The 12,879-nt window shown below is 68.7% G+C and carries 10 protein-coding genes; 9 read left to right on the top strand and 1 reads right to left on the bottom strand.

Translation table 11 applies throughout. From position 1 onward, the window contains the following. From mrdA to R5H19_RS15200, 9 genes are all read left to right on the top strand, one after another. On the top strand, positions 1–2,007 hold the full coding sequence (gene mrdA / locus R5H19_RS15240; protein ID WP_318159890.1) for a penicillin-binding protein 2: 2,007 nt from the start codon (positions 1–3) through the stop codon (positions 2,005–2,007). Further along, complete coding sequence (gene rodA / locus R5H19_RS15235) at positions 2,004–3,119, top strand: rod shape-determining protein RodA (protein ID WP_318159889.1); 1,116 nt, start codon at positions 2,004–2,006, stop codon at positions 3,117–3,119. The genes mrdA and rodA overlap by 4 nt, the downstream gene beginning before the upstream one ends. A gap of 83 nt (positions 3,120–3,202) precedes the next feature. Next, positions 3,203–4,213, top strand: coding sequence for a lytic murein transglycosylase B (mltB, locus tag R5H19_RS15230; RefSeq protein ID WP_318159888.1), 1,011 nt, complete (start codon positions 3,203–3,205; stop codon positions 4,211–4,213). After that, a complete protein-coding gene (locus tag R5H19_RS15225; protein ID WP_318159887.1) occupies positions 4,210–5,115 on the top strand; it encodes a septal ring lytic transglycosylase RlpA family protein in 906 nt (301 codons plus the stop codon). Before mltB ends, R5H19_RS15225 begins: the two co-directional genes overlap by 4 nt. A 75-nt stretch (positions 5,116–5,190) precedes the next feature. Next, positions 5,191–6,441 carry a D-alanyl-D-alanine carboxypeptidase family protein gene (locus R5H19_RS15220; RefSeq protein WP_318159886.1) on the top strand — a complete coding sequence of 417 codons (1,251 nt, stop codon included), beginning with the start codon at positions 5,191–5,193 and terminating at the stop codon, positions 6,439–6,441. After that, positions 6,441–6,731, top strand: a complete 291-nt coding sequence (locus R5H19_RS15215) for a DUF493 family protein (protein WP_318160204.1) — start codon at positions 6,441–6,443, stop codon at positions 6,729–6,731. Before R5H19_RS15220 ends, R5H19_RS15215 begins: the two co-directional genes overlap by 1 nt. Positions 6,732–6,848: 117 nt before the next feature. Continuing rightward, positions 6,849–7,517, top strand: coding sequence for a lipoyl(octanoyl) transferase LipB (gene lipB, locus R5H19_RS15210; RefSeq protein ID WP_318159885.1), 669 nt, complete (start codon positions 6,849–6,851; stop codon positions 7,515–7,517). 9 nt (positions 7,518–7,526) lie between these two features. Further along, a complete protein-coding gene (lipA, locus tag R5H19_RS15205) occupies positions 7,527–8,537 on the top strand; it encodes a lipoyl synthase (protein WP_318159884.1) in 1,011 nt (336 codons plus the stop codon). An 8-nt stretch (positions 8,538–8,545) separates the two neighbouring features. Beyond that, on the top strand, positions 8,546–10,795 hold the full coding sequence (locus R5H19_RS15200; protein WP_318159882.1) for a carboxy terminal-processing peptidase: 2,250 nt from the start codon (positions 8,546–8,548) through the stop codon (positions 10,793–10,795). Between the two features lie 166 nt (positions 10,796–10,961). On the opposite strand, the gene R5H19_RS15195 is transcribed toward R5H19_RS15200, so the two are convergent. Continuing rightward, a complete protein-coding gene (locus R5H19_RS15195) occupies positions 10,962–12,827 on the bottom strand; it encodes a sulfotransferase (protein WP_318159881.1) in 1,866 nt (621 codons plus the stop codon). Positions 12,828–12,879: the final 52 nt, after the last annotated feature.

Genomic DNA, 12,879 nt, shown 5'->3' with positions numbered 1-12,879 from the left:
ATGAAACCCCGGCGTTCGATCAAGGACCCCCGCGGCGAAAACCTGCTGTTCCGGCGCCGTGCGCTGGCCGGCTTCGCGCTGATCGTGCTGTGCCTGAGCCTGCTCGTCGGCCGCTTCGTGTTCCTGCAGGTGCTGCGCCACGACGAGTTCGTCACCCGCTCGCAGGCCAACCGGGTCAAGCCGCGCGCGATCCCGCCGGCGCGCGGGCTGATCTACGACCGCAACGGCGTGCTGCTGGCCGACAACGTGCCGGCGTTCCGGCTCGAAGTGGTGCCCGAGCAGGTCAAGGACATGCCGGCGCTGCTGGAGCGGCTGGGTCAGGTGGTGCCGCTGGACCAGGACGACCTCGACGCCTTCCGCAAGCAGCTCAAGCAGAGCCGGCGCTTCGACAGCGTGCCGCTGAAGATGCGCCTGACCGAGGACGAGATCGCCCGCTTCGCGGTGAACCGCTGGCGCTTTCCCGGCGTCGACGTGGTGCCCTACCTGACCCGGCGCTATCCGTTGGGCGGTCTGCTCGCGCACGTGGTGGGCTATGTCGGGCGCATCGACGCGGACGACCTGGAGCGACTCGATCCCAAGCGCTACCAGGGCACCAGCCACGTCGGCCGCAGCGGCATCGAGCGCTCCTACGAAAACATCCTGCACGGCACGCCGGGCTACGAGCTGCTGGAGGTGAATGCCGACGGACGCACCCAGCGCGTGCTGGAGACGCATGCGCCCACGCCAGGCAAGAACCTCTATCTCAGTCTCGACGTGCGCCTGCAGAAGGCTGCCGAGGCGGCCTTCGACGGCCGTCCCGGCGCGGCGGTGGCGATCGATCCGCGCAACGGTCAGGTGCTGGCGATGGTCAGCGTGCCCACGTTCGACCCCAACCTGTTCGTCAACGGCATCAGCCGGGCCGACTATGCCGCGCTGACCAACGACCCCGACAAGCCGCTGTACAACCGCGCGCTGCGCGGCGTGTATCCGCCCGGCTCCACGGTGAAGCCGCTGGTCGGCCTGGCCGGGCTGGAGACCGGTATGCGCACGCCACAGGACAGCGTGGTCTCCACCGGTGTGTTCTACATTCCCGGGCAGCAGCGCGGTTATCGCGACGACCAGCGCGGTGGCGTGGGGCGGGTCGACCTGGCCGGCGCGATCGAGCAGTCGGTGAATACCTATTTCTACAAGCTTGCGCTGGACATGGGCATCGACCGCTTCAGCGAATACATGGGCAAGTTCGGCTTCGGCCGTCCGACCGGGATCGACCTGATCGGCGAGTCGTCCGGCGTGCTGCCCTCGCGCGAGTGGAAGGCGGCCAACTACCGGCAGCCGTGGTACCCCGGCGAGACGGTGATCGCCGGCATCGGCCAGGGTTACTGGGCGGTGACGCCACTGCAGCTGAGCCATGCGATCGCCACCTTCGCCGGCCACGGCGTGCCGTACGCACCACGGCTGGTGATGGCGACCCAAGGCGGCGTCAACGGGAAGCCGCAGCCGCTGGCCAATCCGCCCAGCGGGCCGTCGGTGATCCGCAAGCCGGCCGACTGGGACGCGGTGAACCAGGGCATGGAACGGGTGATCTACGGCGCCCGCGGCACCGGTCGCCAGCTCGGCGTCGGTTTCCCCTACCTGATGGCCGGCAAGAGCGGCACTGCCGAGCGTTTCTCGCGTCGCACCGAGGCCTACGAGACCAACCGCAGCACGGAGTACCTGGCGACCCGCCATCGTGCCTGGTTCGTGGCCTACGCCCCGGCCGACAACCCGCAGATCGCGGTGGCGGCGATCCTGGAATCCGGCGCCTGGGGCTCCTCGGCGGCCGGGCCGATCGTGCGCACGATCCTCGATACCTGGCTGGCCGGGCACGACGGCGTGCTTGCGGACGCCAAGCGCCTGCCGGTGTCGGCCGCGCCGCTGGCGCCGGCTGCCGTGCCGGCCGGGGGCGCGCCGCCCGACACCAACATCGAGGACGGCGAGCCGGTCGAGGATCTGCCGGCGCAGGCGACCACCAGCGGAGGCGCGCCATGATCGAGCCGTTGTACGCGCGCGCGCACCGCTTCCTGCGCCGCAGCCTGACCCGGCCGCGGATCGATCTGCCGTTGGCGCTCGGCCTGTTCGCGCTGGCGCTGACCGGTCTGGTCACGCTGTACAGCGCCGGCGACGGCAACCTGTCGCTGGTCGGCGGCCAGGCCGGCCGCTTCGTGCTGGGCGGCGCATTGCTGCTGCTGGTGTCGCGCATTCCGCCGCCGGTACTGCGTGACTGGACGCCCTGGCTGTACGCCGGCAGCACCGCGTTGCTGGTGGTGGTGGCGGTGCTGGGCGAGGGGCGCGGTTCGATCCGCTGGCTGGACCTGGGCGTGATGCGCTTCCAGCCGTCGGAACTGCTCAAGCTGACCATGCCGATGATGGTGGCCTGGTACCTGCACCCGCGGCAGCTGCCGCCGGGCTGGAAGGACATCGCGGTAGCCGGCCTGCTGATCGCGGTCCCGGCCGGGCTGATCGCCGAGCAGCCGGACCTGGGCACCGCCGTGCTGGTGGCCGCGGCCGGCGCGTTCGCGCTGTTCCTGTCCGGCATGGCGTGGTGGCGCATCGGACTGCTGGTCGGCGCGGTGGCCGGGATGATCCCGGTCGGCTGGCACTTCCTGCACCAGTACCAGCGCGACCGCGTGCTGACCCTGCTCAACCCGGAATCCGATCCGCTCGGCAACGGCTGGCACATCATCCAGTCGCAGATCGCGGTGGGCTCCGGCGGCGTCTTCGGCAAGGGCTGGCTGCACAGCACGCAGTCGCGGCTGGACTTCCTGCCCGAACACACCACCGACTTCATCTTCGCGGTGTTCTCCGAGGAGTTCGGCCTGGTCGGGGTGTGCGCGCTGATCGCGCTGTATGCGTTCATCATCGGCCGCTGCCTGTGGATCGCCATGGAGGCGCGCGACACCTACTCGCGACTGCTCGCCGGCGCGATCGGCATGAGCTTTTTCGTCTACGTGTTCGTCAACGGCGGCATGGTGGCCGGCATGCTGCCGGTGGTCGGCGTGCCGCTGCCGCTGATCAGCTACGGCGGCACCTCGGCGGTGTCGCTGCTGACCGGCTTCGGCGTGCTGATGTCGATCCACGCCAACCGCAAGATGCACCTTTAGAAACGCCGGCTTTGCGCCCGGCTCGCGCCCGCGTGCGTGCTAGGCTTCCGGCGACATCGACATTCTGTGAGGCAAGCCACGACATGACAGTTGCGCCCGTGCCGTTCCCGGTCCGTTTCCTCGCCATCCTCGCCTTGCTGTGGATGGGTACACCGGCCCCGGCCACGGCGACGACGCATCCCGGCCAGGCCGAACTGGTCCGCGAAGTGGCGCGCGACACCGGCAAGAGCCCGCAGGCGCTGAACGCGCTGCTCGACGGCGCGAAGATGCAGCAGGCCATCCTCGATGCGATCAGCCGCCCGGCCGAGGCGAAGCCGTGGAAGGACTACCGGCCGATCTTCCTCACCGAGCAGCGCATCAGCGAGGGCATCGCGTTCTACCGCGCGCACCGCGCGCTGCTGGAGCAGGTCGGCAAGCAGTACGGCGTGGCGCCGCAGTACATCGTGGCGATCGTCGGGGTGGAGACCAATTACGGGCGCAACACCGGCAAGTACAAGGTGCTCGACGCACTGGTCACGTTGGGGCTGTACTACCCGCCGCGGGCGACGTTCTTCCGCGCGCAGCTGAAGGAACTGCTGAGCCTGCCGGACAACCACCTGGCCGGGCCGGTCGACACGCTCACCGGCTCTTATGCCGGCGCGCAGGGGTGGGGCCAGTTCATGCCCACCAGTATCCGCGACTTCGCAGTGGACGCCGACCACGACGGCCATATCGACCTGTCGAACTCGCTGCCGGACATCTTCGCCAGCGTGGCGAACTACTTCGTGCAGCACGGCTGGGTCAGCGGCGGCCCGGTGGCGGCGCGGGCGCAGCCCGACGGCGCGCCCAGGCCGATCGCGGTGAAGGACGCCAAGCCGCAATGGCCGCTGGAACAACTGGTGGCGTGGGGCTACGCGCCGCTGCAACACCTGCCGCCGGATGAGTCGGCCAGCCTGCAGACGCTGGAAGGCCCGAACGGACCGGAGTACTGGTTCACCTTCCAGAATTTCTACGTGATCACCCGCTACAACCGCAGCCCACTGTACGCGATGGCGGTTGACCAGCTGGCGCAGGCCATCGCCGCCGGCGTGGGCCCGGCGGAAGCCGCGCCATGAGGGCGGCAGGCGCTGTGGCGCTGGCGCTGGCGGCCCTGCTGTTGGCCGCCTGCGGCAGCCACCGGACGAAGCCCTCGCAGGCCGGCAGCCGGCACGGTGGTGCGTGGGGCCAGTCGCCGGGCGGCGCTCGTGACGATTTCCACGACGACCTCAGCAAGCCGCAAAGCAGTCGTTACCGCGACGGCAAGGACAGCGTGCCGCCGCCGCTGGACGTCAGCAAGCTGGTCGAGCCGGTGCCGAAGGTCGAGCCGCGTTCGCTGTACGGCAACAAGTCGCCGTACACCGTGCTCGGGCGGACTTACCGCGTGCTGCCCAGCGCACGCGGCTACAACGAGCGCGGCATCGCCTCGTTCTACGGCAACAAATTCCACGGCTACAAGACCTCCAGCCTGGAAACCTACGACATGTACGCGTTCAGCGCGGCCAGCACCACGCTGCCGCTGCCCAGCTACGCGCGGGTGACCAACCTGGAGAACGGCAAGAGCGTGATCGTACGGGTCAACGACCGCGGCCCGTTCCACGACAACCGGCTGATCGACCTGTCCTACGCCGCCGCGGTGAAGATCGGCGTTTACCCCAAGGGCACCGGCCTGGTCGAGGTGCGCGGGATCGACCCCGCGCAGCCGCTGCAGGAACTGCCGCCGCCGACCGTGGTCACAAGCGGACATCCTGGAATCTACCTGCAGGTAGGCGCGTTTGCCGACGCGGACAACGCCGACCGGCTGGCGCAGCGCCTGCGCCAGGCCAACCTCGGCGCGGTGCAGGTGAGCGCGGCGGTGATCAATGGCAAGCAGGTTCGCCGCGTGCGGGTCGGGCCGCTGGCCAGCGTGGACCGGGCCGACCAGGTCACCGCGCGGATCGAGGGCATGGGTCTGCCGCGACCCCAGGTCGCGGTAGACTGAGCAGGTTTTTCCGCATCTTTTTCCATCGCGTCGTCGCCGCCGCGCCGCCGCCCAGCCACCGGACTGAACCACACGATGAATTTTTTCCGCCGCAGCCTGATCCCGTTCGCCGCCGTCCTGCTGGTCGGCGTTGCCGTTGCCCAGACGCCGCCGCGCCCGTCGCCGGTGCCGCGTCCGGTGGTACCGGATGCACCGGTGCCGCCGCCGCCGGACGTCGATGGCAAGAGCTGGGTGCTGATGGATTACGCCACCGGCCAGATCCTGGCCAGCAAGGAGCCCGACCTGCGCGTGGAGCCGGCTTCGATCACCAAGGTGATGACCGACTACGTGGTCTCAGCCGAGGTCGCCAACGGCAAGATCCACATGACCGACCCGGTCACCATCAGCGAGAACGCCTGGCGCGGCGGCGGCGCCGGCACCGACGGTTCCACCAGTTTCCTCAAGCTGGGCAGCCAGGTGCCGCTGAAGGACCTGCTGTACGGCATGATCATCCAGTCCGGCAACGACGCCGCGATCGCGCTGGCCGAGCACACCGCCGGCTCCGAGCAGGCTTTCGCCGCGCTGATGAACGCGTATGCCAAGCAACTGGGCATGATCAACTCGAACTTCGAGAACGCCTCCGGCTACCCGATCGCCAACCACTACACCACCGCGCACGACATCGCGATCCTGTCGCGCGCGCTGATCCACGACTTCCCCGAGGACTATGCGATTTCCGCGATCAAGGATTTCGAGTGGAACGGCATCAAGCAGCACAACCGCAACACCCTGCTGTGGCGTGACCCCAGCGTGGACGGCATCAAGACCGGTCACACCTCCGGCGCCGGTTACTGCCTGGCCGCCTCGGCCAAGCAGGGCGAGGCGCGCATGATCGCGATCGTGATGGGCGCCAGCAGCGAGAAGGCACGAGCCGACTCGGCGATGGCCCTGCTCAGTTACGGCTTCCGTTTCTACGAGACACACAAGCTGTACGAGGCCGGCAAGCCGCTGGCCACGCCGAAGCTGTGGAAGGGTGCGGCGAACCAGTTGCCGCTGGGCGTGGCCGACAACGTGCTGGTCACCGTCAAGCGCGGTCAGTACGACCAGCTCAAGGCGACCATGGACATCCCCGCCACGCTGATCGCGCCGTTCACCAAGGGCCAGCAGATCGGCACGCTGCGCATCACGCTGGACGGCCAGCCGGTGCAGAGCGTGCCACTGGTGGCGCTGGCCGACGCGCCGCAGGGCGGCTTCTTCTCGCGCCTGTGGGACAGCATCCTGCTGTGGTTCCACAGCGACAAGAAGGCCGATGCGGCCGTACCGTCCAAGGACTCGGGTGCAAAGTGATACAGCCGGTCGACTTCAGCAAGGCGAAACAGGAAGGCAAGGGCTTCCAGTTTCCCGGCGAGTTCGAGATCACCGCGGTCGGCAGCGCCAGCGCGAACCTGCCGGTCCACGTGCCGCAGCTGCTGGAGCTTGCCGGCCTGCACGTGCTGCACGAGACCGTGCGGCACCGGCACTCCGGCGCGGGCAACTTCGTCTCGGTCACGGTGAGCTTCCGCTGCGACAGCCGCGAGCAGTACGAGGCGGCGCACCAGGCGCTGCGCGCCGATCCGGACATCCGTTACACGCTGTGAAGTGCAGGGAACGGGGCGCGGCGAAAGAGCTGGCCGCGTCCGTTTCGCCCGGGTGGCATTGATCGCCTTCGAAGTACCCCAACGTTCCCTGCTTTCCGTTCCCCAAGGTCTGTTGTCATGTCGTTGCCGCTGAAAATCCGCCGCCTCGGTCGCCAGCCTTATGCGGCCACCTGGCAGGCGATGCGCGCGTTCACCGACAACCGCACCGTCGACACCGCCGACGAGCTGTGGCTGCTGGAGCACGACCCGGTGTTCACCCTGGGTCAGGCCGGCAAGATGGAGCACGTGCTGGCGCCGGGCGACATTCCGGTGATCCCGGTCGATCGCGGCGGCCAGGTGACCTACCACGGACCGGGCCAGATCGTCGGCTACCCGCTGATCGACCTGCGCCGGGCCGGCGTCGGCGTGCGCGAGCTGGTGCACCGGATCGAGCAGGCGCTGATCGACACGCTGGCGCACTGGAACGTGATGGCCGTGCGGCGCGAAGGCGCGCCCGGCGTCTACGTGGCCGACGCCAAGGTCGCCGCGCTCGGTCTGCGCGTGCGCCGTGGCTGCAGCTTTCACGGGCTGGCCTTCAACGTGGCCATGGACCTGGAGCCGTTCCACCGCATCAACCCCTGCGGCTACAAGGGTTTGGCGGTCACGCAGCTGCTAGACTTGGGTGGCCCGTCGCAGCTGGCTGCGGTCGAAGACGTGCTGGTGGAGGAGTTCTGCCGCCAGTTCGGCTTCGTCGCCGAGCCCGCCGCCCCCATCCTGCCCGAACTCCCCGCCCGCGCAGCGGTCTGAGCTGTCTACATGAGCGAAATTTCCTCCTCTTCCCCCAAGGTCATCCCGATCACCGTCGTCAGCGGTGCGCCGGCAGGCGAAAAGCAGCTGGGCAGCGACAAGATCGCGCTGAACCGCGCCGGTTTCGACACCAGTGTGCCGACCCTGCGCAAGCCCAGCTGGATCCGCGTGCGGTTGCCGCAGGGCAACGCCGTGCAGCAGCTGAAGGCGCGCCTGCGCGAGAACTCGCTGGTCACGGTGTGCGAGGAAGCGTCCTGCCCGAACATCCACGAGTGCTTCAGCAAGGGCACCGCCACCTTCATGATCCTCGGCGAGGTGTGCACCCGGCGCTGCTCGTTCTGCGACGTGGCGCATGGCCGCCCGGTGGCGCCCGATCCGCTGGAGCCTGCGCGACTGGCGCAGACCATCGCCGACATGCGCCTGAAGTACGTGGTGATCACCTCGGTCGACCGCGACGACCTGCGCGACGGCGGCGCCGAACACTTCGCCGCCTGCATCCGCGCCACCCGTCACGCCAGCCCGGACATCCGCATCGAGATCCTTACCCCGGACTTCCGCGGCAAGGGCCGCATGGAGCGTGCGCTGGAAGTACTGAAGGAGTTCCCGCCGGACGTGTTCAACCACAACCTGGAAACCGTGCCGCACCTGTACCGCGAAGTGCGCCCGGGCGCCGACTACCAGTGGTCGCTGGATCTGCTGAAGCGCTTCAAGGCGCAGCACCCGCAGGTGCCGACCAAGTCCGGCATCATGCTCGGCCTGGGCGAGACGCAGGAACAGGTGCTGGAAACCATGCGCGACCTGCGCGCGCACGACGTCGAGATGATCACCATCGGCCAGTACCTGCAGCCCACGCCGCACCACCATCCGGTGGTGCGCTATTGGACCCCGGAAGAATTCGACGACCTGCGCAGGGAGGGCGAGGCGATGGGCTTCCATCACGTCGCCTCCGGCCCGCTGGTGCGCTCCTCCTATCACGCCGACCTGCAGGCCCACGCGGCCGGCGTCGCCGCATCCGCCTGAGAACCTCCATGAAATTCCGTCCCGCGCTGGTCCTGCTGCTGCTTGCCTTCACCGCGACCTGCGCGCTCGCGCAGTCGGCCGCCGACCTCGGTGCCGGCAAGGCCCGCAAGGCCGCCACCTGGCCGCTCACCTTCACGCCCGAGGAAGCGCAGGCCGCGCAGCTGTCGGCACGCTTCCTGACCCGTTTCCACTACGACGCGCAGCCGCTCGACGATGCCATGTCCTCGCGCATCTACACCGCGTACTTCAAGCTGCTGGACAGCGAGAAGGTATTCTTCACCCAGGCCGACATGGCGAAGTTCGCGCCGATGAAGACCCAACTGGACGACGCGATCTGGAACCAGGACCTGTCCGCGCCGTTCGCGGTGTTCAACCTCTACGTGCAGCGCGCGGTGGAGCGCATGGGCTATGCGCGCGGCCTGCTCAAGCAGGGCTTCGACTTTGCCGCCGACGAAAGCTACACCTTCGACCGCGAGCACGCCGACTGGCCGAAGGACCAGGCCGAACTGGACGACCTGTGGCGCAAGCGCACCAAGAACGACTGGCTGCGCCTGAAGCTGGCCGGCAAGGACGATGCCGAGATCCGCAAGACACTGGACAAGCGCTACGCCAACTACATCGAGCGGGTCAGGCAGCTCGACGGCCAGGACGCGTTCCAGACCTTCATGACCGCCTACGCCGAGACCACCGACCCGCACACCGACTACCTCGGCCCGCGCGCGGCGGAGAACTTCGACATCTCGATGAAGCTGTCGCTGGAAGGCATCGGCGCGGTGCTGCAGCCGCGCGACGACTACACCCAGGTGCGCGAACTGGTGCCGGCCGGGCCGGCCGCCAAGTCCGGCCGGATCCAGGTCGGCGACCGCATCGTCGGCGTGGGCCAGGGCGACAGTGGCCCGATCGTCGACGTGATCGGCTGGCGTCTGGACGACGTGGTCAACCTGATCCGCGGCAAGAAGGACACCACCGTGCGGCTGGAAGTCATCCCCGCCGACGTCGGCGTGGACGGCAAGCACGAGATGGTTACCCTGGTGCGCAAGAAGGTCAGCATCGAGGAGCAGGCGGCGAAGAAGAAGGTCGTGGAGGTCAAGGACGGCGAGGTCACCCGCAAGATCGGCGTGATCGAGTTGCCCACGTTCTACTCCGACTTCGGCGCGCGCAGCGCCGGCGACAAGAACTTCAAGAGCGCCACCCGTGACGTCGCCAGGCTGCTCGGCGAGCTGAAGCAGGCCGGCGTGCAGGGCGTGGTGGTGGACCTGCGCAACAACGGCGGCGGTTCGCTGGCCGAGGCCAACTCGCTGACCGGCCTGTTCATCGACAGGGGGCCGGTGGTGCAGGTGCGCGACTCCAGGGGCCAGGTCGAGGTGCAGGGCGACGACGATCCGGGCATGGTCTGGAGCGGGCCGCTGGCGGTGCTGGTCAACCGCGGCACGGCGTCGGCCTCGGAGATCTTCTCCGCGGCGATCCAGGACTACCACCGTGGCCTGGTGGTCGGCGAGCCGACCTTCGGCAAGGGCACCGTGCAGAACCTGGTCGACCTGGACCGCTTCTCGCAGAGCGACAGCGAGAAGCCGCAGCTGGGCGAACTGAAGATGACCATCCAGGAATTCTTCCGCATCAACGGCGGCTCCACCCAGCTGAAGGGGGTGACCCCCGACATCGCATTCCCGAAGAACGGCGACGACAAGGACTTCGGCGAGTCCACCTACGACAACGCGTTGAAGTGGACCCGGATCGCGCCGGCCGACTATCAGCCGGTGGCCAATCTCAACGCCTACCTGCCGCAGCTGCTGCGCAAGCACGTCGAGCGCGTGGCGCATTCGCCGGCGTGGAAACTGATGCTGGACGAGCTGGCGCAATACCGCACGATGCGCGCGAAGACCTCGGTCTCGCTGAACTTCGCCACGCGCGAGGTGGAGCGCAAGCAGCTGGAAGCGATCCAGGCCGATTTCCGCGCGCGGCACAAGGCCATCGACGGCACCGACGCCTCGCTCGCCGACGAGGCGAGCAGCCTCGACGACGGCCTCAACGCGAACGAGCGCAGCCTGAAGAGCGAGCTCAAGCAGGAGAAGGACGCGAAGAAGGCCAAGGACGTGCAGCTCAACGAAACCGCGCACATCCTGTTCGACGCGATCGGCATGATCAAGGCCGATCCGAAGCTGGCCGGCGAAGTGCTGCCGTACGGCGGCAAGTTCTCGCCGCACGCTGTCGCCAGCGTGGCGGCGCCGGCCCCGGCGACGAGCAGCGCCACGCACTGAGCGGCCGGTTCCCGCACGACGAAGAAGGCAGCGCACGGCGCTGCCTTCTTCGTTCTGCGCGCAGGAGCCCGCTGGCGGGCGAGGCTTCTGCTCTTGCGAATCCCGGCTTTCAGCAGACGAACGTCTGGTCGTCCCGGCTTCAAGGGCATCGCCCGCGAGCGGGTTCCTACGTGGCGTAGCCGAGGCGCTCGATCCACGGCTGCAGCAGCGGCAGCACCGGCTCGAACTGCTCGCGATAGTGCTGCCAGCGCCCGACCGCCTTGCGGTGGACGCCCTCGGTGACCTGCGCGTAGCTGGGGGTGCTGATGAAGCGCTTGTGCCGGGCGTGTTCGGCGAAGCGCCTCATGGGCGATGTATCGGCGGTTTCCAGGAACTGCCCGAGCCGCGCGACCTGGTCGTCGAACCGGCTGACCACGGTTTCGTAGCGCCACTCCAGCACCTGTGGCGCGAACGCCTCGACATCGCGATACCACTGCTCGAAGGCACTCGCGTAGCCCTGCGCCAGCCGCTGCAGCGAGGAACACAGCACCATGAAGGCCGGCGAGCGAAATGGCTGCATGCTGCAGCTGAGCAGCACGTCGCATGGGTGGCGCAGGCACAGGATGATGCGCGCATGTGGAAACAGCCGCATGATCATCGGCAGGCACAGCATGTTGAGCGGATTCTTGTCCACCAGGCGGCGCCCGCCCAGATCGGGCAGGACCCGGCCGACCCTGCGCCGGTAGACGTCGCGCAGTTGGTTGGCGTCTTGCTGCGTCAGCTTCGCCAAGTCCGCGGGATAACGCTGGCCGACCAGCTGCATGGCCTCGATCAGCTCATGGATGTAGGCGCGCTCGTCCATGGAACGGAAATCCGGGTGGGCGTCGAGCATCTGCTCCAGCAGCGTGGTGCCGGAACGGGGGAAGCCGACCACGAAAACCGGGCTGTGCCGGCTGTCGGGCGAGGACAGCGGTTTCCAGTCGACGCCGGTGTCGGTCCCGGCGTCGCTGCCCGCCACCTGCAGCGGCTGACTGTCGGCCGCCAGCAGCTCCGGCACCACGTTGCGGGCGATGTCGAGTTGCGCGGCATGCGCCTGCTGCAGGGCCTGCCACGCCTCGGGATACCGTCCCTGCCGGTCGCGGGCGGAAGCCAGGCCGAAGGCGGCGCTGGCCCGGCTTTCATCCTCGGCGGCGCAGGCGAGCGCGCGCTGATACAGCGTTTCGGCCTCGGCAGGGGTGCCGGTGCGCATCGCCATTACAGCGTGCGCGCGCCAGCCGTCGGCGCGGGCCTGCCGTGCCTGCGGCGGCAGGGCATCGAGCGCCCGCAGCGGCAGCTGGCGCAGTTCGTCTTGCGCTGCCTCGATCCGGTTGTTCCTTTCGTGCAGCAGGACGCGTTGCGCGGCGATGCGCAGGCGCATGACGCCGGCTGCGGCTTCGTCGTCGGGCAATCGCGCCTGCGCCAGCGTGTGCAGCGCCGCGTCCAGGTCGCCCTGGACCGACAGCATGGCGGACAGCACCAGGGCTTGCTCGGCCGGTTGCGGCGGCCAGCCGGCGGCGCCATCCAGCATCGCTTCCTGCTGGGTGTTGTCGCCGCAGACATGGCAGGCGTAGGCCGCCTGCAGCCGGGCTTCGAGGAAATGCGGGTTCAGCTGCACCGCGTCCAGCAATGCCTGCCGGGCCTGTATCCAGTGCTGCTGCTGCGCGTAGAGCAGGCCCAGGTTGTAGTGCACTTCGGCGTCGTCCGGTGCCAGCGGCAGCGCGGTCAGCAGCGCCTGTTCGGCCCCCGCGAGGTCGCCGGCCTGGCGGCAGACGACGGCCAGGTTGTTCCAGTAAGCCGAGACGTCCGGCCGCCATTGCGCCAGTTGCCGGAAGGTGGCCGTGGCCTGCGTCAGGCGGGCGGTGGCCTGCTGCGCCAGGCCGAGCAGCAGCAACACGCCTTCATCTTTCTCCTGCGACGGCGTGGCCTGCCCGGCGAGGGCGATCACCCGCTCCGGTTCGCCGGCGTTCCAGGCACCGGCCATGGCTCTGGCCAGATCCGTGCTCGCGGTGGGCATGCCTACTCCATCGATGGTCTTGCGTGACCCATTATGCAAGAGGGCCGCGAAT

Source organism: Rhodanobacter sp. KK11, from assembly GCF_033345435.1.
Classification (GTDB): Bacteria; Pseudomonadota; Gammaproteobacteria; order Xanthomonadales; family Rhodanobacteraceae; genus Rhodanobacter.
Note: the sequence above shows the minus strand (reverse complement) of the source record. Positions and strands in the feature narration are given on the sequence as shown.

Bases quoted from the DNA above. Each gene is read 5' to 3' on its own strand.
- mrdA (WP_318159890.1), top strand. From the start codon at position 1: ATGAAACCCCGGCGTTCGATCAAGGACCCCCGCGGCGAAAACCTGCTG.
- rodA (WP_318159889.1), top strand. From the start codon at position 2,004: ATGATCGAGCCGTTGTACGCGCGCGCGCACCGCTTCCTGCGCCGCAGC.
- mltB (WP_318159888.1), top strand. From the start codon at position 3,203: ATGACAGTTGCGCCCGTGCCGTTCCCGGTCCGTTTCCTCGCCATCCTC.
- R5H19_RS15225 (WP_318159887.1), top strand. From the start codon at position 4,210: ATGAGGGCGGCAGGCGCTGTGGCGCTGGCGCTGGCGGCCCTGCTGTTG.
- R5H19_RS15220 (WP_318159886.1), top strand. From the start codon at position 5,191: ATGAATTTTTTCCGCCGCAGCCTGATCCCGTTCGCCGCCGTCCTGCTG.
- lipB (WP_318159885.1), top strand. From the start codon at position 6,849: ATGTCGTTGCCGCTGAAAATCCGCCGCCTCGGTCGCCAGCCTTATGCG.
- lipA (WP_318159884.1), top strand. From the start codon at position 7,527: ATGAGCGAAATTTCCTCCTCTTCCCCCAAGGTCATCCCGATCACCGTC.
- R5H19_RS15200 (WP_318159882.1), top strand. From the start codon at position 8,546: ATGAAATTCCGTCCCGCGCTGGTCCTGCTGCTGCTTGCCTTCACCGCG.
- R5H19_RS15195 (WP_318159881.1), bottom strand. From the start codon at position 12,827: ATGCCCACCGCGAGCACGGATCTGGCCAGAGCCATGGCCGGTGCCTGG.